Annotated in this window: 2 protein-coding genes and 1 pseudogene; all 3 read right to left on the bottom strand. The window is 70.9% G+C overall.

Features of this window, described 5'->3' with window-relative positions; all coding sequences use genetic code 11:
- Positions 1-85: 85 nt before the first annotated feature.
- Positions 86-9961 (bottom strand): annotated as a pseudogene (locus tag ACFVDP_RS39610) (SDR family NAD(P)-dependent oxidoreductase); the annotation flags it as partial.
- A gap of 25 nt (positions 9962-9986) precedes the next feature.
- Positions 9987-20870, bottom strand: a complete 10884-nt coding sequence (locus ACFVDP_RS39615) for a type I polyketide synthase (protein ID WP_383501235.1) — start codon at positions 20868-20870, stop codon at positions 9987-9989.
- 128 nt (positions 20871-20998) lie between these two features.
- On the bottom strand, positions 20999-24379 hold a 3381-nt coding region (locus ACFVDP_RS39620; protein ID WP_383501226.1), incomplete at its 5' end, for an SDR family NAD(P)-dependent oxidoreductase.

A 24379-nucleotide genomic window follows, 5' to 3' on the forward strand; every position in this document is an offset into this window, starting at 1 on the left:
AGGAAGGGAACCGGCTGAGGAAAACCGGTCGGACGGAAGGGCGTGCCGGGCCCGGCCCTATGCGCCGGGCCCGGCACGGGAGCCCTCAAACGGTGGTGAGCGCGATGAGTTCGGGGGCGAGTTCGTCCGCGAGGTACTCGGCGAGCTCGACCGGATTGAGGTAGTCGTAGATCAGGGTGGTGGGCAGTTTCAGCCCGGTGATCGCGGTGAGGCGGTGCCCGAACTCGACCGCGGTGAGCGAGGCGAAGCCGAGGTCCATGAAGTCTCCGTCGGCGGTCACGGCGTCGGCCGACGCGTGCCCGAGAACGACGGAAGCCTGCCCGCGCACCAGCTCCACCAGGGTCTGAAGCCGCTGTCCGACGTCCTGCGCGGCGAGGGCGTGGCGCAGCGATTCCGGGCCGTCGACCCCGGCCAGCAGGCCGGATTCCCGCGTCCGCGGGGCGGCCGGAGCCGCCGCGGCGAGCGCCGCCCGCGCCTCGGGAATGCCCTCCAGGAGGCGGCTGCCGCGGGTGTCCGCGCGGGTGCCGGCGTACTGCGCCCAGTCCCGTCCCGTGACGACGAGCAGCCCGTCCGCCCGCTCCCTGGCCCGGTCGAGCACAGCTACGTCGAGCCCGTCGGGGTCGGCGGCGATCAGCCGTACCGGGCCCCTTGCGGCGGCCTGTTGCCGAGCCATCGCCTCCCACCAGCCGGCCAGCGCCGCGACGGCACCCGTGTCCGGGACGCCGACCAGGGCGTCCACATCCACGGCGAGGAACAGGGCGACCGGTTCCTCGCCCGCGAAAAGGCCGGTCACAGCGGGCAGTTCGGCGTCCAGGACCTCGCCGAGCGCCTTGTCCAGCGGGCCGTCGGCCGCGGCGACACGCGGAGCGTGCACCACGCCGGTCAGAGGACGCTCGCCGGGCAGCGATGCGGCGAGGTGGGCCAGGGCGGTGCCGTCCGACACGTCGCAGACGGCATGGGTGATCCCCTCCACGAGAGGTCCCACCGCCTCCGCCGGTTCCGGCTGGTGCGGCGCGGTGACCACAAGAACGTGCGCCGCTCCGGAGGCGAGCAGCCGGTGAGCCACGCCGTCCCGCCAGGTGCCGGTGCCGCCACTCACCACGAGCGTGCCCTGCGGCGAGGGAGCGGTGTCCCCGTCCGGGACGTCTGTCGCGCCGGCTCCCTTCAGCAGGCGCCGCGCGAAGACACCCGCGTCACGCACGGCCACCTCGGTCTCCTCGCCCGGGGCCGCCAGCACACCGGCCAGCCGCTTCAGTACCCGGTCACCGCACCGCACCGGAACGTCTACGACACCGGCCCAGTGCACTTCCGTGGCATCCAGGAGCAGCCTGCCGAGGCCCCACAGCACGGCCTGGCCGGGCGCGGTCACCCGTTCCGAGCCACCCGTCGACACGGCGCCCGAGGTCAGGGACCACACCGGTACCGCCGCCCCGACTCCGGACACGGCACGCAGCAGCGCCAGCGTGGCGAGGGCCGTGTCCCGGGTGTCCCCGGAGCCCTCTGCCGACGTCAGGGCGAGCAGCGACAGGACGCCGGCGAGTTCGCCGCCGTCCGCCGCCAGCGCCGACATCTCGGCGGCGAGCTCGTCGAACGAGGCTGCCCCGGGCCCGCCGACGGTGACCACCCGTACGTCGGCTCCCGCGGCCCTCAGCGCCGACGCGAGGCGCGTCACCATGGCGTCACCGCTCGCCGCCGGCGTCGGCACGGCCAGCACCCAGGTACCCCGCAGCCGTGCCGCGCCGCTGTCCGGCCGCCCGGCCACGGCAGTCCACCCGACGCGGTAGTGCGGAGCGGGAGCGGCGGCCCGCCGACGCCTCAGCCACGAGGTGAGAACCGGCAACGCCTCCTCTATCGCCGCGCGTTCCCGCGCGTCGTCCGCCTCATCGCCGATCCCCAGCAGCGCGGCCAGCGAGCCCAGGTCCTCGGCGGCCACGGCCCCCCAGAAACGGGCGTCGGAGTCCGTCGTCCCCGCGTCGTCCTGGGCGGCGGCGGCCGTGCCGTCCGGTGCCTCCAGCTCCTGCGGATCCAGCCAGTAGTGCTGGTGCTGGAAGGGGTAGGTGGGCAGGTCGATGGGGTGGGCGTGGGGGAGCAGGGCGTGCCAGTCGACGGGGGTGCCGGTGAGGTGGAGTTGGCCCACGGTGTTGATGAGGGTGTGTGTTTCGGGGTGGTTGGGACGGAGGACGGGGTGGGTGGTGATGTCGGTGTCGAGGGTTTGCTGGGTGAGGGTGGTGAGGGTGGTGTCGGGGCCGATCTCGATGTAGGTGCGGGTGTTGTGTGCCCGCAGGGTCGTGACGGCGTCGGTGAAGCGGACGGTGTTGCGGATGTGGTTGACCCAGTAGTCGGTTGTGCGCATGTCTTGTGGGTCGGTGGTTCCGGTGACGGTGGACACGATGGGGATGGCTGGTTCGTGGAAGGTGATGCTGTCCAGGGTGTGCCGGAATGTGTCGAGGATCGGGTCCATGAGGGGTGAGTGGAAGGCGTGGCTGACCTGGAGCTGTTTGGTGCGCCTGCCCTGGGCGGTCAGGGCGGCGGCTATTTCCTGGACGGCTGTGGTGGCGCCGGAGATGACGGTGGAGTGGGGGGTGTTGAGGGCGGCGATGCCGGCCTGGTCGCCGAGGCCGGTGAGCAGGGGCTGGAGTTCGTCCTCGGTGGCTTCTACGGCGATCATGGTGCCGCCGGGCGGGAGTTGCTGCATGAGCCGGCCGCGGGCGGCGACGAGGGTGCAGGCGTCGTCCAGGGAGAGGATTCCGCAGATGTGGGCGGCGGCGATCTCTCCGATGGAGTGCCCGGCGACGGCATCGGGCCGGATGCCCCACGACTCCAGAAGCCGGTAGAGAGCGACCTCCAGGGCGAAAAGAGCGGGCTGCGTGTACTCGGTGCGGGCCAGGGTGTCGGGGTCGGTGCCCCACATCACGTTCAACAGCGGTTGGGGCAGGAGCGGGTCGAGGTGGCTGCAGGCTTCGTCCAGCGCGGTGCGGAAGGCGGGGAAGGCCTCGTACAGTTCCCGTCCCATGCCCGGGCGCTGTGCTCCCTGTCCGGTGAACAGGAACGCGGTCCGGCCCCCGTCGATAACCGTGCCGGCATCGGTATCGGCCAACACGTCCAATTTCTCTGCGAGTTCGTGCAGTTCGGTGCCGATGACTACGGCTCGGTGTTCGAGGGCTGCGCGTGTGGTCGCGAGGGAGAAGGCCACGTCGGCCGGCCGGAGCTCGGGCCGCTGGGTGACGTAGGAGCGCAGTTGCTCGGCTTGTGCCCGCAGGGCTTGGGGGGTGGCGGCTGACAGGATCCAGGGCACGGCGCCGCCGCCCCAGGACTCGGTCCTCTCCACCGGGAGGGGTTCCGGGGCCTCCTCCAGAATGACGTGGGCGTTGGTGCCGCTGAATCCGAAGGACGAGACGGCGGCCCGGCGCGGGTGGTCGGCCTGGGTCCACTCCCGTTCCTCGGTGAGGAGTTGTACGTTCCCTGCCGTCCAGTCGATGTGGGGGGAGGGTTCGTCGGCGTGCAGGGTGCGCGGCAGGGTTCCGGCCCGTAGCGCCATCACCATCTTGATGATGCCGCCGACACCGGCGGCGGCCTGGGCATGCCCGATGTTGGACTTCAACGACCCCAGCCACAGGGGCCGTTCGGTGGCGCGGTTTTGTCCGTAGGCGGCCTGAAGTGCCTGGACCTCGATCGGATCGCCGAGCGTGGTGCCCGTGCCGTGTGCTTCGACGGCGTCGACGTCGGCGGGGGAGAGACCGGCGGTGGCGAGGGCTTGGCGGATGACGCGTTGCTGGGAGGGGCCGTTGGGGGCGGTGAGGCCGTTGGAGGCACCGTCCTGGTTGACCGCGCTGCCGCGAACGACCGCGAGGACCCGATGGCCCAGACGCTCGGCGTCGGAGAGGCGCTCCACGAGGAGCATGCCGGCGCCTTCGGCCCAGCCGGTGCCGTCCGCGCCCGCACCGAACGCCTTGCAACGGCCATCGGGAGCGAGCCCCCGGTGTCGGCTGAAGTTGACGAAGGCGCCGGGCGTCGCCATGACGGTGACGCCGCCGGCGAGGGCCAGAGTGCACTCGCCGGTGCGCAGGGCCTGGACGGCGAGGTGGAGGGCGACCAGGGACGAGGAGCAGGCGGTGTCGACGGTGACCGCCGGTCCTTCCAGCCCGAAGGTGTAGGAGAGGCGGCCGGAGACCACGCTGGCGGCTGTCCCGGTGCCCATCAGGCCTTCCATGTGTCCCGGCACCTCCCGCAGCCGGGTGCCGTAGTCGTGGTACATGACGCCGGCGAAGACACCGGTGCGGCTGCCGCGCAGGGTGGCCGGGTCGATGCCTGCCCGCTCGAAGGCCTCCCACGACGTCTCCAGCAGCAGCCGTTGCTGCGGATCCATGGCCAAAGCCTCGCGCGGAGAGATCCCGAAGAACGCCGGATCGAACTCGGCCGCACGGTGCAGGAACCCACCCTCACGGGAGTAGGTGGTGCCGGGGTGGTCGGGGTCCGGGTGGTAGACGTTCTCCAGGTCCCAGCCGCGGTCGGAGGGGAACTCGGACACGGCGTCGCCGCCGGACAGGACGAGGTCCCACAGGTCCTCGGGCGTCATCACATCACCGGGGTAGCGGCAGCTCATGCCAACGATCACGACGGGGTCGTCGGTACCGGCCGTGGCGGGCACCGGGGTAGCCGTCACGGGGCCTGCCTCGCCGACGACCTGCGTCAGCACGTGGTCGGCGAGGGCGGCGGACGTCGGGTAGTCGAACACCAGGGTGGCGGGCAGGCGCAGCCCCGTGGTGGCGGTGAGGCGGTTGCGCAGTTCCACCGCGGTCAGCGAGTCGAAGCCGAGGTCTCGGAACGACTTCTCGGGCTCGACCGCGTCCGGCGAGGTGTGTCCGAGGACTGTCGCGACTGCCGACCGGATCAGGTCCAGGACATGGGCGGCGCGTGCCGGGGTGTCCAACGGGGCCAGAGCCTGCGCGAGTTCACCACCTTCGGCCCCCCTACCGGTCGAGGTACCCGCAGCCTTGCGTCGGGCCCGGGCCGGGGAGGGCAGGAGGGCGCGCAGGATCGGCGGTATCTGTCCGGTGTCGGTGAGTGCGCGCAGGGCGGGGAGGTTGAGGCGTACGGGGATGAGCAGGCCGTCGTGGTTGGCGGTGGCAGCGGTGTCGAGGAGTGTGAGGCCTTCTTCGGCTGAGAGGGGGCTGGCTCCTGATCGTGTCAGTCGCTGTTTGTCGGTGTCGGCGAGCCCGCCCGTCATCGCGCTCGTCTCGGCCCACAGGCCCCACGCCAGCGACTGACCGGGCAGGCCCTGGGCGCTGCGGGTGTGGGCGAGGGCGTCGAGGAAGGTGTTGGCGGCGGCGTAGTTGGCCTGGCCGGGGTTGCCGAAGATGCCGGCGGCGGAGGAGAACAGGACGAAGGCCGTCAGGTCGTGGTCCCGGGTGAGTTCGTGGAGGTTCCAGGCGGCGTCGACCTTGGGCCGCAGGACCGTGTCGAGTCGGGATTCGTCGAGGGATTCCAGGGTGGCGTCGTCGAGGACGCCGGCGGCGTGGACGACTGCGGTGAGGCGGCGTCCGGTGAGTGCGTGGGTCAGGGCGTCGCGGTCGGCGGTGTCGCAGGCGAGCATCTCCACGGTCGCCCCGAGGCCGGTCAGGTCCGTCTCGAGTTGGTTCATGCCGTCGGCGGCACGGCCGCGTCGGCTCACCAGGACCAGGTGCCGGACACCATGGGTGGTGACGAGGTGGCGGGCGACGATGCCGCCCAGGGTCCCGGAGGCACCGGTGATCAGTACCGGACCGTCACCGAACCCCGGAGCCACGTCCACGGACGTGGGCGGGGTGGGTGCGGGTGCCAGACGCGGGACGCGGATACCACCGTCGCGCAGGGCCCATTGGGGTTCGCCGGTCGCGAGCCCGGCGGCAAGCGCGGTGGCAAGTTGGTGTGCTTCGGCGTCGTGGGGGAGGTCGGCGAGGACGAAGCGTCCGGGGTGCTCGGCCTGGGCCGCACGGACCAGACCCCACACCGGCGCGACACGCACATCGACCGGTCCATCACCAGGAACGGCAACCGCGCCCCGGGTGACCACGACCAGCCGCGCATCGGCCAGCCTTTCATCGGTCACCCACCGCTGCACCACACCCAGCACATCACCCAGCCCGGCCCGCACCGCATCGGGAACCTCGCCCGTACCCGCCGGGCACTCCAGCACGACGGTGCCGGGGACGGTACCGCCGGAAGCGATCAGCGCATCCAGGTCCGCGAAGGCCGGGCCGTTCCCGGCGAGCGGGCCGTCACCGAGCACGGTCCAGGTCTCGTCGGCCGAACCCGAACCCGAACCCGACCCCGTCTGCGTCGGCACCCACTCGACCCGGAACAGCGAATCGGTGCCCTGGGAAGCGGCCATCTGCTCCCTGCTCACCTCACGCAGCGCCAACGACTCCACCGACGCGACCAACTGGCCTTCCACGTCCGCTACGCGAAGGGCGACGCTCTGTCCGACAGGGGTGAGGTGGACCCGAAGGGCCGTGGCACCCGCCGCGTGCAGCGCGACGCGACGCCAGGAGAAGGGGATACGGGCGCCGCCCCCCGGCTCGTCGGTCGCCGCCGCGGCGGCGTGCAGAGCGGAGTCCAGCAGGGCGGGGTGAACCCCGAACTCCTCGGCCGTTTCGGCCGCCTCCTCCGCAAGCGCGACCTCGGCGAACACCTCGTCGCCGCGCCGCCAGACGCTGCGCAGACCCTGGAAGACGGGTCCGTACTCGTAGCCCCGGCCGGCCATCGTCTCGTAGAAGCCGACGATGTCGACCGGTTCCGCGTCGCGCGGCGGCCAGACGGCGAAGTCGTCGGCTTTGTCCGTGGTCCCGGTACCCGAAGCGAGAAGGCCGGTCGCGTGGCAGGTCCAGGGGGCGTCGATCGTGTTGTCCTCGACACGGGCATACACGTTGACCGGGCGAACGTTCTGGGCGTCCGGTTCACCGACGACGACCTGCACCTGGACGGCGCCGGGATCCGTCGCCCCGGTCGCCGGCAGTACCAGCGGCGCCTGGAGGGTCAGCTCCTCGACGGTGTCGCAGCCGACCTCCTGCCCGGCTCGCAGCGCCAGCTCGACCAGGGCGGTGCCGGGCACCAGAACGGTGTCGTGGACGGCGTGGTCCGCCAGCCAGGGATGGGTCGCCAGCGACAGTCGCCCGGTGAGCAGCAGCCCCGAGCGGTCGGCGAGCGTGATGGCACCGCCCATGAGCGGGTGCCGTGCCGCGTTCAGTCCGGCGGCGGTGAGGTCTGCGGTGGTGGTGGGCGCGTCCAGCCAGTAGCGCTGGTGCTGGAAGGGATAGGTGGGCAGGTCGACGGGGTGGGCGTGGGGGAGCAGTGCCTGCCAGTCGACGGATCCGCCGCGGGTGAAGTGGATGCCTGCGGCTTGGATGACTGTGTGTGTTTCGGGGTGGTTGGGGTGCAGGACGGGGTGGGTGGTGATGTCGGTGTCGAGGGTTTGCTGGGTGAGGGTGGTGAGGGTGGTGTCGGGGCCGATCTCGATGTAGGTGCGGGTGTTGTGTGCCCGCAGGGTCGTGACGGCGTCGGTGAAGCGGACGGTGTTGCGGATGTGGGTGACCCAGTAGTCGGCTGTGCGCATGTCTTGTGGGTCGGTGGTTCCGGTGACGGTGGAGACGATGGGGATGGCTGGTTCGTGGAAGGTGATGCTGTCCAGGGTGTGCCGGAATGTGTCGAGGATCGGGTCCATGAGGGGGGAGTGGAAGGCGTGGCTGACCTGGAGCTGTTTGGTGCGCCTGCCCTGGGCGGTCAGGGCGGCGGCTATTTCCTGGACGGCTGTGGTGGTGCCGGAGATGACGAGGGCGCCGGGTGCGTTGACAGCGGCGATGCCGGCTTCGTGCTCGTGTCCGGCCAGCAGGGGCAGGACCTGGTCGGTCTCTGCCTCTACGGCGATCATGGTGCCGCCGGGCGGGAGTTGTTGCATGAGCCGGCCGCGGGCGGCGACGAGGGTGCAGGCGTCGTGCAGGGAGAGGATTCCGCAGATGTGGGCGGCGGCGATCTCTCCGATGGAGTGTCCGGCGACGGCGTCGGGCCGGATGCCCCACGACTCCAGAAGCCGGTAGAGAGCGACCTCCAGGGCGAAGAGAGCGGGCTGCGTGTATTCGGTGCGGGCCAGGGTGTCGGGGTCGGTGCCCCACATCACGTTCAACAGCGGTTGGGGCAGGAGCGGGTCGAGGTGGCTGCAGGTCTCGTCCAGCGCGGTGCGGAAGGCGGGGAAGGCCTCGTACAGTTCCCGTCCCATGCCCGGGCGCTGTGCTCCCTGTCCGGTGAACAGGAACGCGGTCCGGCCCCCGTCGATAACCGTGCCGGTGCCGGTCACCGTGTCGAGTTGTTCGGTGAGTTCGTGCAGTTCGGTGCCGATGACCACGGCCCGGTGTTCGAGGGCTGCGCGTGTGGTCGCGAGGGAGAAGGCCACATCGGCCGGCCGCAGCTCGGGCCGCTGGGTGACGTAGGAGCGCAGTTGCTCGGCCTGTGCCCGCAGGGCTTGGGGGGTGGCGGCTGACAGGATCCAGGGCACGGCGCCGCCGTCCCAGGATTTGGGTGTCTCCGCCGGGGCGGACGGTTGCGGGGCCTGCTCGATGATGACGTGGGCGTTGGTGCCGCTGAATCCGAAGGACGAGACGGCGGCCCGGCGCGGCTGTCCGGCCTGGGTCCACTCCCGCTCCTCGGTCAGGAGCTGCACATTCCCTGCCGTCCAGTCGATGTGGGGCGAGGGCTCGTCGGCGTGCAGAGTGCGCGGCAGGGTTCCGGCCCGTAGCGCCATCACCATTTTGATGATGCCGCCGACACCGGCGGCGGCCTGGGCGTGCCCGATGTTCGACTTCAACGACCCCAGCCACAGCGGTCGCTCATCCGGACGGTTCTGTCCGTAGGCGGCCTGGAGTGCCTGGACCTCGATCGGATCGCCGAGCGTGGTGCCGGTGCCGTGTCCCTCGACCACGTCGATCTGTGCGGGCGTCAGGTTCGCCGCGTCGAGGGCCTGGCGGATGACGCGTTGCTGGGAGGGGCCGTTGGGGGCGGTGAGGCCGTTGGAGGCACCGTCCTGGTTGACCGCGCTCCCGCGAACGACCGCCAGGACGCGATGGCCCAGACGCTCGGCGTCGGAGAGACGCTCCACGAGGAGCATGCCGGCGCCTTCGGCCCAGCCGGTGCCGTCCGCGCCCGCACCGAACGCCTTGCAACGGCCATCGGGAGCGAGCCCTCGTTGGCGGCTGAAGTTGATGAAGGCTTCTGGTGTGGCCATGACGGTGACGCCGCCGGCCAGCGCCATCTCGCATTCGCCGTCGCGCAGGGCCTGGACGGCGAGGTGGAGGGCGACCAGCGACGAGGAGCAGGCGGTGTCGATGCTGAGGGAGGGGCCTTCGAGGCCGAAGGTGTAGGAGAGTCGGCCTGCGATCACACTGGTGGCGTTTCCTGTTCCCATCAGGCCTTCGAGGTGGCCGGGGATTTCGTTCAGGCGTGAGGCGTAGTCGTGGTACATGACGCCGGCGAAGACGCCGGTGCGGCTGCCGCGCAGGGTGGCCGGGTCGATGCCCGCCCGCTCGAAGGTCTCCCAGGAGGTCTCCAGCAGCAGCCGTTGCTGGGGGTCCATGGCCAAAGCCTCGCGCGGGGAGATTCCGAAGAACTCCGGGTCGAAGTCGGCGACGGTGTCCAGGAACCCGCCGTGGCGGCCGTAGGTGGTGCCGGGGTGGTCGGGGTCGGGGTCGTAGAGGGTGTCGGTGTCCCAGCCACGGTCGGTGGGGAACGAAGAGATCACGTCCCTGCCCGACAACACTGTCTCCCACAGCCCCTCCGGAGAGACGACACCCCCCGGGAAACGGCACCCCATCCCCACAATCGCAATCGGCTCACTGGAGGCTGCGCGCAGGGCGTTGTTCTGCTGGCGCAGCAGCTCCGTTTCCTTGAGTGAGGCGCGGAGTGCTTCGACGACCTTTTCGTTGGGCGTTGCCATGATGTGCTCCGGAATACGAGGTGGGTCAGGAGTCTTTGCCGTCGAGCGCCATGCGAATCAGGTTGTCGACGTCCATCTCGTCGATGGATTCCGTCTCTTCCCCTCCCGCGACGGTCTCTTGCTGCCGCGCCGGATCAGCGAGTTGCAGTACCAGGTCCAACAGGCCGGCCTCGCGGAACCGAGACATGGGAATGGCGGAGACGGCCTCCCTGAAGGCCTGCTCCTCGAAGTCGTGCTGCTCTGCGGCGGAGCTGTCCGGCACGAGTTCCAGCCGGAGCTGCTCGGCGAGCAGGGCGGAGGTCGGGTAGTCGAAGATGAGCGTGGCGGGCAGGCGCAGCCCGGTGGCGGCGCCGAGCCGGTTGCGCAGTTCCACCGCGGTCAGCGAGTCGAAGCCCAGCTCGGTGAACGACCTCTCCGGGCTCACGACGTCAGGTGACGTGTGCCCGAGGACGGTGGCGACTTCGCTGCGCACCAGATGGATCAGGTGCCGTTCCGTTTCGGTCCTGGTCATACCCGTGAGTCGTTCGCGCAGGCCGCCGCTGCCTGCCGTCGTCTCTGTCGCACGCCGCGGCTGCGTGCGGACGAGTGCGCTGAGCAGTCTGGGCATCTGTCCGGTGTCGGCGAGTGCGCGCAGGGCGGGGAGGTTGAGGCGTACGGGGATGAGCAGGCCGTCGTGGTTGGCCGTGGCAGCGGTGTCGAGGAGTGTGAGGCCTTCTTCGGCTGAGAGGGGGCTGGCTCCCGACCGTGTCAGTCGCTGTTTGTCGGTGTCGGCGAGCCCGCCCGTCATGGTGCTGGTTTCGGCCCACAGGCCCCAGGCGAGGGAGAGTGCGGGCAGGCCTTGGGCGTTGCGGGTGTGGGCGAGGGCGTCGAGGAAGGTGTTGGCGGCGGCGTAGTTGGCCTGGCCGGGGTTGCCGAAGATGCCGGCGGCGGAGGAGAACAGGACGAAGGCCGTCAGGTCGTGGTCCCGGGTGAGTTCGTGGAGGTTCCAGGCGGCGTCGACCTTGGGCCGCAGGACCGTGTCGAGACGGGACTCGTCCAGGGATTCCAGGGTGGCGTCGTCGAGGACGCCGGCGGCGTGGACGACTGTGGTGAGACGCCGTCCGGTGAGTGCGTGGGTCAGGGCGTCGCGGTCGGCTGCGTCGCAGGCGAGCACCTCCACGGTCGCCCCGAGACCGGTCAGGTCCGTCTCGAGTTGGTTCATGCCGTCGGCGGCACGGCCGCGTCGGCTCACCAGGACCAGGTGCCGGACGTTATGGGTGGTGACGAGGTGGCGGGCGACGATGCCGCCCAGGGTCCCGGAGGCACCGGTGATCAGTACCGGACCGTCACCGAACCCCGGAGCCACGTCCACGGACGTGGGCGGGGTGGGTGCGGGTGCCAGACGCGGGACGCGGATACCACCGTCGCGCAGGGCCCATTGGGGTTCGCCGGTCGCGAGCCCGGCGGCAAGCCCGGCGGCAAGTTGGTCTGCTTCGGCGTCGTGGGGGAGATCGGCGAGGACGAAGCGTCCGGGGTGCTCGGCCTGGGCCGCACGGACCAGGCCCCACACCGGCGCGACACGCACATCGACCGGTCCGTCGCCGGGGACGGCGACCGCGCCGCGGGTGACGACGACCAGCCGCGCATCGGCCAGCCTTTCATCGGTCACCCACCGCTGCACCACACCCAGCACATCACCCAGCCGCGCCCGCACCGCGTCGGGAACCGTCCCGGCCTCGATGGGCGTGCAGTCCCACACCACCGTGCCGGGAACGGCACCGCCCGCAGCGATCAACGCATCCACATCCGCGAACGCGAGACCACCCTCACTCAAAGGCGAGTCCCCCAGCACAGCCCACGGCCCGTCGTCGCCCGAGCCGTCACCCGCCCCGGCCGCCACCCACTCCAACCGGAACAGCGAATCGCCTCCCGCCGCTGAAGCCGCTGCGGCCATCTGCTCCTTGCTCACCTCACGCAGCGCCAACGACTCCACCGACGCGACCGGCAGCCCGGCCTGGTCGAACAGATCCACGGTCACACCACCGCGCTCCTCATCCGGCGCGATCCGCACCCGAAGCGTCGTCGCGCCCACGGCGTGCAGGGAAACGCCGGACCACGCGAACGGCAGCCGAGTGGCACCGTCGACCACGAGCGAGGTCAACCCGATCGCGTGCAGGGCGGAGTCGAGCAGCGCCGGGTGCAGTCCGAACGCGTCGGCCGTGTGGGCGATCTCCTCGGGCAGGGTCACCTCGGCGAACACCTCGTCACCGCGCCGCCAGGCGCTGCGCAGGCCGCGGAACACCGGCCCGTAAACCAGGCCCTTATCGGCGAAAGCGTCGTACACGTCGGAGACGTCGACCGAGATGGCCCGGTCGGGCGGCCAGGGCGCGTCGTACTTGTCAGGAGCGGAACCCGCCGTCGCCAGAACGCCGTCAGCGTGCGCGGTCCATTCGACGGCCGTGACACCGGCCGGAGTGTGAGGACGTGAGTGGATTTGGATGGTGCGGCGGCCTTGTGTGTCGGCTTCGTTCACGGAGACCTGGAGGTGCACGGCGCCGGTGTCCGGGAGTACGAGCGGTGCCTGGAGGGTCAGTTCTTCCAGCGTGGCGCAGCCGACTTCGTCGCCGGTGCGCAGGGCCAGTTCGACCAGGGCGGCGCCCGGGACGAGGACGGTGCCGTGGACGGCGTGGTCGGTCAGCCAGTTGTGGGAGGCGGTCGAGAGGCGGCCTGAGAACACGGTCCGGTCGCTTCCGGCGAGTTGCATGGCTGCGCTGAGCAGGGGGTGTTCGGTGTGCTGGAGTCCGGCGGCGGTGAGGTCTGCGGTGGTGGTGGGCGCGTCCAGCCAGTAGTGCTGGTGCTGGAAGGGGTAGGTGGGCAGGTCGACGGGGTGGGCGTGGGGGAGCAGGGCGTGCCAGTCGACGGGGGTGCCGGTGAGGTGGAGTTGGCCCACGGTGTTGATGAGGGTGTGTGTTTCGGGGTGGTTGGGACGGAGGACGGGGTGGGTGGTGATGTCGGTGTCGAGGGTTTGCTGGGTGAGGGTGGTGAGGGTGGTGTCGGGGCCGATCTCGATGTAGGTGCGGGTGTTGTGGGTGTGGAGGGTGTGCAGGGCGTCGGTGAAGCGGACGGTGTCGCGGATGTGGGTGACCCAGTAGTCGGTTGTGCGCATGTCTTGTGGGTCGGTGGTCCCGGTGACGGTGGACACGATGGGGATGGCTGGTTCGTGGAAGGTGATGCTGTCCAGGGTGTGCCGGAATGTGTCGAGGATCGGGTCCATGAGGGGGGAGTGGAAGGCGTGGCTGACCTGGAGCTGCTTGGTGCGCCTGCCCTGGGCGGTGAAGTGTTGTGCGATGTGGGTGGTTGCGGTGGTGGTGCCGGAGATGACGGTGGAGTGGGGGGTGTTGAGGGCGGCGATGCCGGCCTGGTCGCCGAGGCCGGTGAGCAGGGGCTGGAGTTCGTCCTCGGTGGCTTCGACGGCGATCATGGTGCCGCCGGGAGGGAGTTGCTGCATGAGCCGGCCGCGGGCGGCGACGAGGGTGCAGGCGTCGTGCAGGGAGAGGATTCCGCAGATGTGGGCGGCGGCGATCTCTCCGATGGAGTGCCCGGCGACGGCATCGGGCCGGATGCCCCACGACTCCAGAAGCCGGTAGAGAGCGACCTCCAGGGCGAAGAGGGCGGGCTGGGTGTATTCGGTGCGGGCCAGGGTGTCGGGGTCGGTGCCCCACATCACGTTCCGCAGGGGTTGGGGCAGGAGCGGGTCGAGGTGGCTGCAGGCTTCGTCCAGCGCGGTGCGGAAGGCGGGGAAGGTCTCGTACAGTTCCCGTCCCATGCCCGGGCGCTGTGCTCCCTGTCCGGTGAACAGGAACGCGGTCCGGCCCCCGTCGATAACCGTGCCGGTGCCGGTATCGGCCAACGCGTCCAATTTCTCTGCGAGTTCGTGCAGTTCGGTGCCGACGACTACGGCCCGGTGTTCGAGGGCTGCGCGTGTGGTCGCGAGGGAGAAGGCCACGTCGGCCGGCCGGAGCTCGGGCCGCTCGGTGAGATGCGTCCGTAGCCGCTGTGCCTGTGCCCGCAGTGCCGTCTGAGACTTGGCACTGATCAGCAGCGGGACGATCGGCGAGACGGTTGGCGAGACGGACTCCTGCGCGGCTTCTTCCACGGAACCGGCCGGGGCCTCCTCCAGAATGACGTGGGCGTTGGTGCCGCTGAATCCGAAGGACGAGACGGCGGCCCGGCGCGGCTGTCCGGCCTGGGGCCACTCCCGTTCCTCGGTGAGGAGCTGCACGTTCCCTGCCGTCCAGTCGATGTGGGGCGAGGGCTCGTCGGCGTGCAGAGTGCGCGGCAGGGTTCCGGCCCGTAGCGCCATCACCATTTTGATGATGCCGCCGACGCCGGCGGCGGCCTGGGCATGCCCGATGTTGGACTTCAACGACCCCAACCACAGGGGCCGTTCGGTGGCGCGGTTTTGTCCGTAGGCGGCCTGGAGTGCCTGGACCTCGATCGGATCGCCGAGTGTGGTGCCCGTGCCGTGTGCTTCGACGGCGTCGATGTCGGCGGGGGAGAGACCGGCGGTGGCGAGGGCTTGGCGGATGACGCGTTGTTGGGAGGGGCCGTTGGGGGCGGTGAGGCCGTTGGAGGCACCGTCCTGGTTGACGGCGCTGCCGCGAACGACCGCCAGGACGCGATGGCCCAGGCGCTCGGCGTCGGAGAGGCGTTCGACGAGGAGCATGCCGGCGCCTTCGGCCCAGCCGGTGCCGTCCGCGCCCGCACCGAACGCCTTGCAACGGCCGTCGGGGGCCAGTCCTCGTTGGCGGCTGAAGTTGATGAAGGCTTCTGGTGTGGCCATCACGGTGACGCCGCCGGCCAGCGCCATCTCGCACTCGCCGTCGCGCAGGGCCTGGACGGCGAGGTGGAGGGCGACCAGGGACGAGGAGCAGGCGGTGTCGATGCTGAGGGAGGGGCCTTCGAGGCCGAAGGTGTAGGAGAGTCGGCCTGCGATCACACTGGTGGCGTTTCCTGTTCCCATCAGGCCTTCGAGGTGGCCGGGGATTTCGTTCAGGCGTGAGGCGTAGTCGTGGTACATGACGCCGGCGAAGACGCCGGTGCGGCTGCCGCGCAGGGTGGCCGGGTCGATGCCCGCCCGCTCGAAGGCCTCCCACGACGTCTCCAGCAGCAGCCGTTGCTGGGGGTCCATGGCCAAAGCCTCGCGCGGGGAGATCCCGAAGAACTCCGGGTCGAAGTCGGCGACGGTGTCCAGGAACCCGCCGTGGCGGCCGTAGGTGGTGCCGGGGTGGTCGGGGTCGGGGTCGTAGAGGGTGTCGGTGTCCCAGCCACGGTCGGTGGGGAACGAAGAGATCACGTCCCTGCCCGACAACACTGTCTCCCACAGCCCCTCCGGAGAGACGACACCCCCCGGGAAACGGCACCCCATCCCCACAATCGCAATCGGCTCGGTGCGGGATGTGGCGACGGCACGGGGGGAATCCGTGGGAGCTTCGGCGTGCTTCCCGACGAGGTCGTTCAGTACGCGGTCGGCCAGGGCGGCGGATGTCGGGTGGTCGAAGATGAGCGTGGCGGGCAGGCGCAGCCCGGTGGCGGCACCGAGCCGGTTGCGCAGTTCCACTGCCGTCAGCGAGTCGAAGCCCAGCTCTTTGAAGGACTGCGTGCTCGGGACGGCGTCCGGGGAGGAATGGCCCAAGACACCGGCGACCTCATGGCGGACCAACCCCTGTACGTGCTCGGCCTGTTCGGCCGGCGACAGGCCGGCCAGACGGTCGGCAAGGGTGCGGCTGCCCGCCGCCGCGCCCACCGTCCCGGCCGCGGCCTGACGTCGCGCCGTCCCGGGCACCAGCGCCCGCATCAGTGCGGGCAGGGTGCCTGCCTGGGCCTGGGCGCGCAGCGCCGGACGGCTGAGTCGCATCGGTACGAGGAGATCCGGAGCCCCCTCACCGAGCGCTCGGTCGAGGAGTGTGAGGCCTTCTTCGGCTGAGAGGGGGCTGGCTCCTGACCGTGTCAGTCGCTGCTTGTCGGTGTCGCCGAGCCCGCCCGTCATCGCGCTCGTCTCCGCCCACAGGCCCCACGCCAGCGACTGACCGGGCAGACCCTCGGCGCGCCGTGCGTGCGCGAGGGCGTCGAGGAAGGTGTTGGCGGCGGCGTAGTTGGCCTGTCCGGCGTTGCCGAAGATGCCGGCGGCGGAGGAGAACAGGACGAAGGCCGTCAGGTCGTGGTCCCGGGTGAGTTCGTGAAGGTTCCAGGCGGCATCGACCTTGGGCCGCAGCACCGTGTCGAGACGGGACTCGTCCAGGAATTCCAGAATGCCGTCGTCGAGGACACCGGCGGAATGCACGACCGCGGTGAGACGGCGTCCGGCGAGTGCGTGGGTCAGGGCGTCGCGGTCGGCGGCGTCGCAGGCGAGCACCTCCACCGTCGCCCCGAGGCCGGTCAGGTCCGTCTCGAGTTGGTTCATGCCGTCGGCGGCACGGCCGCGCCGGCTCACCAGGACCAGGTGCCGGACGTTATGGGTGGTGACGAGGTGGCGGGCGACGATGCCGCCCAGGGTCCCGGAAGCACCGGTGACCAGAACCGGACCGTCACCGAACCCCGCAGCAGCGTCCACGGACGTGGGCGGGGTGGGTGCGGGTGCCAGACGCGGGACGCGGATACCACCGTCGCGCAGGGCCCATTGGGGTTCGCCGGTCGCGAGCCCGGCGGCAAGCCCGGTGGCAAGTTGGTGTGCTTCGGCGTCGTGGGGGAGGTCGGCGAGGACGAAGCGTCCGGGGTGTTCGGCCTGGGCCGCACGGACCAGGCCCCACACCGGCGCGACACGCACATCGACCGGTTCCCCGGCTGTGAGGGCGACCGCGCCGCGGGTGACCACGACCAGCCGCGCATCGGCCAGCCGCTCATCGGCCACCCACCGCTGCACCACACCCAACACATCACCCAACCGCGCCCGCACCGCATCGGGAACCTCGCCCGCACCCGCCGGGCACTCCAGCACGACGGTGCCGGGGACGGTACCGCCGGAAGCGATCAACGCATCCAGGTCCGCGAACGCGAGACCACCCTCACTCAAAGACGAGTCCCCCAACACAGCCCACGGCCCGTCGTCGCCCGAGCCCGAAGCCGTCTGCGTCGGCACCCACTCCACCCGGAACAAGGAGTCGGAGCCGGTCCTCCCAGCAGCCGCGGCCATCGCCGCGGTCACCTGCTCGTACGACATCTCCCGCACATTCAACGACTCGACGGCGGCAACCGGCGCGCCCGTCGGGTCCGCCGCGGTCACGGAGAAGCTGTCCGGGCCGACCGGCGCGATCCGCACCCGCAGAGCTGTGGCACCGGTCGCGTACAGGGAAACGCCGGACCACGCGAACGGCAGCCGAGTGGCACCGTCGGCCACGAGCGAGGTCAACCCGATCGCGTGCAGGGCCGCGTCGAGAAGGGCCGGGTGCATTCCGAACCCATCGGCCTCGGACGCTTGCTGCTCAGGCAGGGCCACCTCGGCGAACACCTCGTCACCGCGCCGCCAGGCGCTGCGCAGGCCCTGGAAGGCGGGGCCGTATTCGTAGCCGCGGTCTTCGAGATTCTCGTAGAAGCCTTCGATCTCCAGAGGTTCAGCGTCGCGCGGCGGCCAGGTGATGAAGTCGGCCGCCGGGGCCGGAGAGAGGACGCCCGGAGACAGGAGACCGCCGGCGTGCCGGATCCAGCCGGCGTCGGCGCTCTGGGCGTGCTGCGGGTCGGGCTGCGGCCGGGAGTACACGTGGACGGGGCGCACCCCGTGTTCGTCGGGCGCCCCGACTGCGACCTGGACCTGCACGGTGCTCTCGGGCGGCAGGATCAGTGGCGCTTCAAGCGTGAGATCGTCGAGCCGACCGCAGCCGACCTCGTCGCCGGCGCGCAGGGCCAGCTCCACCAGGGCCGTCCCCGGTATGAGCGTCACCCCGCCCACGGCGTGGTCACCGAGCCAGGACTGAGCCACCGGAGACAGCCTGCCGGTGAGCAGGACGCCGTCACCCTCCGCGAGAGCGACGGACGCGCCGAGCAGGGGGTGGTGGGCGGCGCCGAGCCCGGCCGCGCTCATGTCACCGGTGCCGCCGGGGACGTCGAGCCAGAACCGCTGTCGCTGGAAGGCATAGGTGGGAAGGTCCACCTGTCGCGCGCCACGTCCGTCGAGAACGGCTCCCCAGCCGACGGGTGTCCCGGCCGCGTACAACCGGGACACCGCGGTGAGCAGGGCCTTCTCCTCCGGTTCGGCGCGACGGAGCAGGGCGACGACGACGGCCTGACGGCCGGGGGCGGTCAGACCGGTCGCACCGCCCTTCAGCACGGCCACTGCGTCCACTGCGTCCACTGCGTCCAGCGCGTCCAGGTGCTGCTGGATGGCAGGCAGCAGAGCCGGCGACGGACCGACCTCGACCCAGCGTTCGACACCCTGTGCCCGCAGGGTCGTGACGGCGTCGGTGAAGCGGACGGTGTTGCGGATGTGGGTGACCCAGTAGTCGGCTGTGCGCATGTCTTGTGGGTCGGTGGTTCCGGTGACGGTGGAGACGATGGGGATGGCTGGTTCGTGGAAGGTGATGCTGTCCAGGGTGTGCCGGAATGTGTCGAGGATCGGGTCCATGAGGGGGGAGTGGAAGGCGTGGCTGACCTGGAGCTGTTTGGTGCGCCTGCCCTGGGCGGTCAGGGCGGCGGCTATTTCCTGGACGGTTGTGGTGGTGCCGGAGATGACGAGGGCGCCGGGTGCGTTGACAGCGGCGATGCCGGCTTCGTGCTCGTGTCCGGCCAGCAGGGGCAGGACCTGGTCGGTGTCGGCCTCGACGGCGATCATGGTGCCGCCGGGCGGGAGTTGTTGCATGAGCCGGCCGCGGGCGGCGACGAGGGTGCAGGCGTCGTGCAGGGTGAGGATTCCGCAGATGTGGGCGGCGGCGATCTCTCCGATGGAGTGTCCGGCGACGGCGTCGGGCCGGATGCCCCACGACTCCAGAAGCCGGTAGAGAGCGACCTCCAGGGCGAAGAGAGCGGGCTGGGTGTATTCGGTGGTGTCGAGCGCCTCGGCCTCCACGCTGCCCGGCACGGCGAACATCACGTTCAACAGGGGTTGGGGCAGGAGCGGGTCGAGCACGGCGCACACTGAGTCGAGGGCCTGCCGGAACCGCGGGAACCGATCGCGCAGTTCGCGCCCCATACCGGCCCACTGCGACCCCTGCCCGGAGAACAGGAACGCGGTGGCCCCCGGCGTCGACGTGCCCGTCATCTCGTCGGCCGGACTCTCGGTGCCCTCGACGAACCGTGCGACGGCGGCGAGCAGTTCGGAGCGGTCAGTGCCGAGCGCGACGAAACGGTGGGGGAGCGCGGCACGAGTGACGCCGAGCGAGTACGCGACGTCGGCGGCGCCGAGGTCGGGACGGGCGAGCAGGTGCGCGTGCAGCCGGGCCGCCTGGGCACGCACCGCCTCGGCACTGCGCGCAGAGACCGGCCAGGGAAGGAGGGCGGGGCCCGTGGCAGGTGTCTCGCCGCTCTCCACTCCGGCCGCCGTCGGTTCCGGTTCCAGCACCTGCTCCAGCACCGGCTCCAGCACCTGCTCGATGATCACGTGCGCGTTGGTGCCGCTGACGCCGAACGACGACACCGCTGCCCGGCGCGGTTCCCCGGTCTCGGGCCACGGCGTCGGCTCGGTGAGCAGGCGTACCGCACCGGCCGTCCAGTCGACCTGGCGTGACGGCTCCTGCGCGTGCAGGGTGCGGGGCAGGGTTCCGGCCCGTAGCGCCATCACCATCTTGATGATGCCGCCGACACCGGCGGCAGCCTGGGCATGCCCGATGTTGGACTTCAACGACCCCAACCACAAGGGCCGTTCGGTGGCGCGGTTTTGTCCGTAGGCGGCCTGGAGTGCCTGGACCTCGATCGGATCGCCGAGTGTGGTGCCGGTGCCGTGTCCCTCGACCACGTCGATCTGTGCGGGCGTCAGGTTCGCCGCGTCGAGGGCCTGGCGGATGACGCGTTGTTGGGAGGGGCCGTTGGGGGCGGTGAGGCCGTTGGAGGCACCGTCCTGGTTGACCGCGCTCCCGCGAACGACCGCGAGGACGCGATGGCCCAGGCGCTCGGCGTCGGAGAGACGCTCCACGAGGAGCATGCCGGCGCCTTCGGCCCAGCCGGTGCCGTCCGCGCCCGCACCGAACGCCTTGCAGCGGCCATCGGGAGCGAGCCCCCGCTGGCGGCTGAACTCGACGAACGTGTCCGGCGTCGCCATGACGGTGACGCCGCCGGCGAGGGCCAGAGTGCACTCCCCGTCGCGCAGGGCCTGGACGGCGAGGTGGAGGGCGACCAGCGACGAGGAGCAGGCGGTGTCGACGGTGACCGCCGGTCCCTCCAGCCCGAAGGTGTACGAGAGGCGGCCGGTCGCGATGCTGCCCGCGCTGCCGTTGCCGACATACCCCTCGACACCCTCCGGGAGAGCCGCCGCACCCGCGGCCGTGCCGAAGCGCGCGCCGTAGTCGTGGTACATGACGCCCGCGAAGACACCGGTGCGGCTGCCGCGCAGAGTGGCCGGGTCGATGCCCGCCCGCTCGAAGGCTTCCCAGGAGGTTTCCAGCAGCAGCCGTTGCTGGGGGTCCATGGCCAAAGCCTCGCGCGGGGAGATCCCGAAGAACGCCGGATCGAACTCGGCCGCGTTCCGCAGGAATCCGCCCTCACGGGAGTACGTCTTGCCGGTGCTCGACGGATCCGGGTCGTAGAGGCCCTCGATGTCCCAGCCCCGGTCACCGGGCATGACGTCGATCGCGTCCCGGCCCTCGTCGACCAGCGCCCAAAGATCCTCCGGCGACTCGACACCACCCGGGTACCGGCACGCCATCCCGACGATCGCGATGGGCTCGTGCCGGGCGGCCTCGGCCCGACCGAGACGGCGGCGGGTCTCGGCCAGATCCGTCGTCACCCGCTTGAGGTAGTCACGCAGCTTCTGCTCGTTGGACATCAGTCAGTCACCATTCGAGTCGTCGTCGCAGACGATCGGAGTCCGGGGGCGGCACCAGAGGTCGGCGTCAGGGGGGTGGGTACGGGGCTTCAGCCGAGTTCGTTGTCGATGAAGGCGAAGATCTCGTCGTCCGTCGCCGCGTCGATCTTGTCGGCGACCTGTTCGGTGTCCGCCTGCCGTGCCGCATCGTCGAAGCGGGCGAGCAGGGCGGCCAGGCGCAACTGGATGCCGGTGCTCTCCTCGTCGGCCGGGTCGAGACCGGTCAGCATCTGCTCGATCCGGTCGAGTTCGCCGAGAAGCCCTTCCGGTCCGGCCGGGGGGAGTTCCGGGATCTGTGCGCGCAGATGACGGGCCAGGTCCGCGGAGGTCGGGTGGTCGAAGACGACCGTGGCGGCCAGCTTCAAACCGGTGGCCGAACGGAGCCGGTTGCGCAGCTCCACCGCAGTCAGCGAGTCGAACCCAAGATCCTTGAAGGCGCGCTCGGCCTCGACCGTCGCGGCGGAACGGTGTCCCAGCACCCCTGCGACCTCTGCGCGCACCAGGTCCAGCAGATGCGCCGCGCGACGGCTCTCGCTCATCGCCGTCAGCCGCTCGACCAGTCCGCCGTCCGACGCCGTGGTCCCTCGCGCCGAGGCCTGCCGCCGCGACCTGACGGGCACCAGCGACCGCAACAGAGCGTGCACGCCTTCGGAACGACCGCGCAGTCCGGGGAGGTTGAGGCGGATCGGAGCGAGGAGGGTATTGCTCTTGTCGGTGGTTGCTTGGTCGAGGAGCGCGAGGGCGTGGGTCTGGCTGAGTGGTTGTGCGCCGAGGCGTGCGATGCGCTGTTTGTCGGTGTCGGCGAGGTGGGTGGTCATGGTGCTGGTTTCGGCCCACAGGCCCCAGGCGAGGGAGAGTGCGGGCAGGCCCTGGGCGTTGCGGGTGTGGGCGAGGGCGTCGAGGAAGGTGTTGGCGGCGGCGTAGTTGGCCTGGCCGGGGTTGCCGAAGATGCCGGCGGCGGAGGAGAACAGGACGAAGGCCGTCAGGTCGTGGTCCCGGGTGAGTTCGTGGAGGTTCCAGGCGGCGTCGACCTTGGGCCGCAGGACCGTGTCGAGTCGGGATTCGTCGAGGGATTCCAGGGTGGCGTCGTCGAGGACGCCGGCGGCGTGGACGACTGTGGTGAGACGCCGTCCGGTGAGTGCGTGGGTCAGGGCGTCGCGGTCGGCTGCGTCGCAGGCGAGCACCTCCACGGTCGCCCCGAGACCGGTCAGGTCCGTCTCGAGTTGGTTCATGCCGTCGGCGGCACGGCCGCGTCGGCTCACCAGGACCAGGTGCCGGACGTTATGGGTGGTGACGAGGTGGCGGGCGACGATGCCGCCCAGGGTCCCGGAGGCACCGGTGATCAGTACCGGACCGTCACCGAACCCCGCAGCAGCGTCCACGGACGTGGGCGGGGTGGGTGCGGGTGCCAGACGCGGGACGCGGATACCACCGTCGCGCAGGGCCCATTGGGGTTCGCCGGTCGCGAGCCCGGCGGCAAGCCCGGCGGCAAGTTGGTCTGCTTCGGCGTCGTGGGGGAGATCGGCGAGGACGAAGCGTCCGGGGTGCTCGGCCTGGGCCGCACGGACCAGACCCCACACCGGCGCGACACGCACATCAACCGGTCCATCACCAGGAACGGCAACCGCGCCCCGGGTGACCACGACCAGCCGCGCATCGGCCAGCCTTTCATCGGTCACCCACCGCTGCACCACACCCAGCACATCACCCAGCCCGGCCCGCACCGCATCGGGAACCTCGCCCGTACCCGCCGGGCACTCCAGCACGACGGTGCCGGGGACGGTACCGCCGGAAGCGATCAGCGCATCCAGGTCCGCGAAGGCCGGGCCGTTCCCGGCGAGCGGGCCGTCACCGAGCACGGTCCAGGTCTCGTCGGCCGAACCCGAACCCGAACCCGAAGCCGTCTGCGTCGGCACCCACTCGACCCGGAACAGCGAATCGGTGCCCTGGGAAGCGGCCATCTGCTCCCTGCTCACCTCACGCAGCGCCAACGACTGCACGGACGCGACCGGCAGCCCTGCCTGGTCGAACAGATCCACGGTCACACCACCGCGCTCCTCATCCGGCGCGATCCGCACCCGCAGAGCTGTGGCACCGGTCGCGTACAGGGAAACGCCGGACCACGCGAACGGCAGCGGTGTGCCCGAACCTCCGTCGACGGAGCTGAAGTTCATGGCGTGCAGGGCGGAGTCGAGCAGCGCCGGGTGCAGTCCGAACGCATCGGCCGTGTGGGCGATCTCCTCGGGCAGGGTCACCTCGGCGAACACCTCGTCGCCGCGCCGCCAGGCGCTGCGCAGGCCCTGGAAGACGGGTCCGTAGTCGTAGCCCCGGCCGGCCAGTCCGTCGTAGAAGTCACTCACCAGGACCTCGTGGGCGTCCTGCGGGGGCCATACGTCCATGAGGGCGGCTGGGGCCGGGTGCGCGTTGGCCTCGATGAGGGCACCGACCGCGTGGCAGGCCCAGGCCGCCCCGGCCGTGTCCTGCTCGGTTCGTGAGTGGATTTCGATGGTGCGGCGGCCTTGTGTGTCGGCTTCGTTCACGGAGACCTGGAGGTGCACGGCGCCGGTGTCCGGGAGTACGAGCGGTGCCTGGAGGGTCAGTTCTTCCAGCGTGGCGCAGCCGACTTCGTCGCCGGTGCGCAGGGCCAGTTCCACCAGGGCGGCGCCCGGGACGAGGACGGTGCCGTGGACGGCGTGGTCGGTCAGCCAGTTGTGGGAGGCGGCCGAGAGGCGGCCTGAGAACACGGTCCGGTCGGATCCGGCGAGTTGCATGGCTGCGCTGAGCAGGGGGTGTTCGGTGTGCTGGAGTCCGGCGGCGGTGGGGTCTGCGGTGGTGGTGGGCGCGTCCAGCCAGTAGTGCTGGTGCTGGAAGGGGTAGGTGGGCAGGTCGACGGGGTGGGCGTGGGGGAGCAGGGCCTGCCAGTCGACGGATCCGCCGCGGGTGAAGTGGATGCCTGCGGCTTGGATGACTGTGTGTGTTTCGGGGTGGTTGGGACGGAGGACGGGGTGGGCGGTGATGTCGGTGTCGAGGGTTTGCTGGGTGAGGGTGGTGAGGGTGGTGTCGGGGCCGATCTCGATGTAGGTGCGGGTGTTCTGTGCCCGCAGGGTCGTGACGGCGTCGGTGAAGCGGACGGTGTCGCGGATGTGGTTGACCCAGTAGTCGGCTGTGCGCATGTCTTGTGGGTCGGTGGTCCCGGTGACGGTCGACACGATGGGGATGTCTGGTTCGTGGAAGGTGATGCCGTCCAGGGTGTGCCGGAATGTGTCGAGGATCGGGTCCATGAGGGGGGAGTGGAAGGCGTGGCTGACCTGGAGCTGCTTGGTGCGCCTGCCCTGTGCGGTCAGGGCGGCGGCTATTTCCTGGACGGTTGTGGTGGTGCCGGAGATGACGAGGGCGCCGGGTGCGTTGACAGCGGCGATGCCGGCTTCGTG

The sequence above is a fragment of the Streptomyces sp. NPDC057694 genome, assembly GCF_042799415.1.
Classification (GTDB): Bacteria; Actinomycetota; Actinomycetes; order Streptomycetales; family Streptomycetaceae; genus Streptomyces.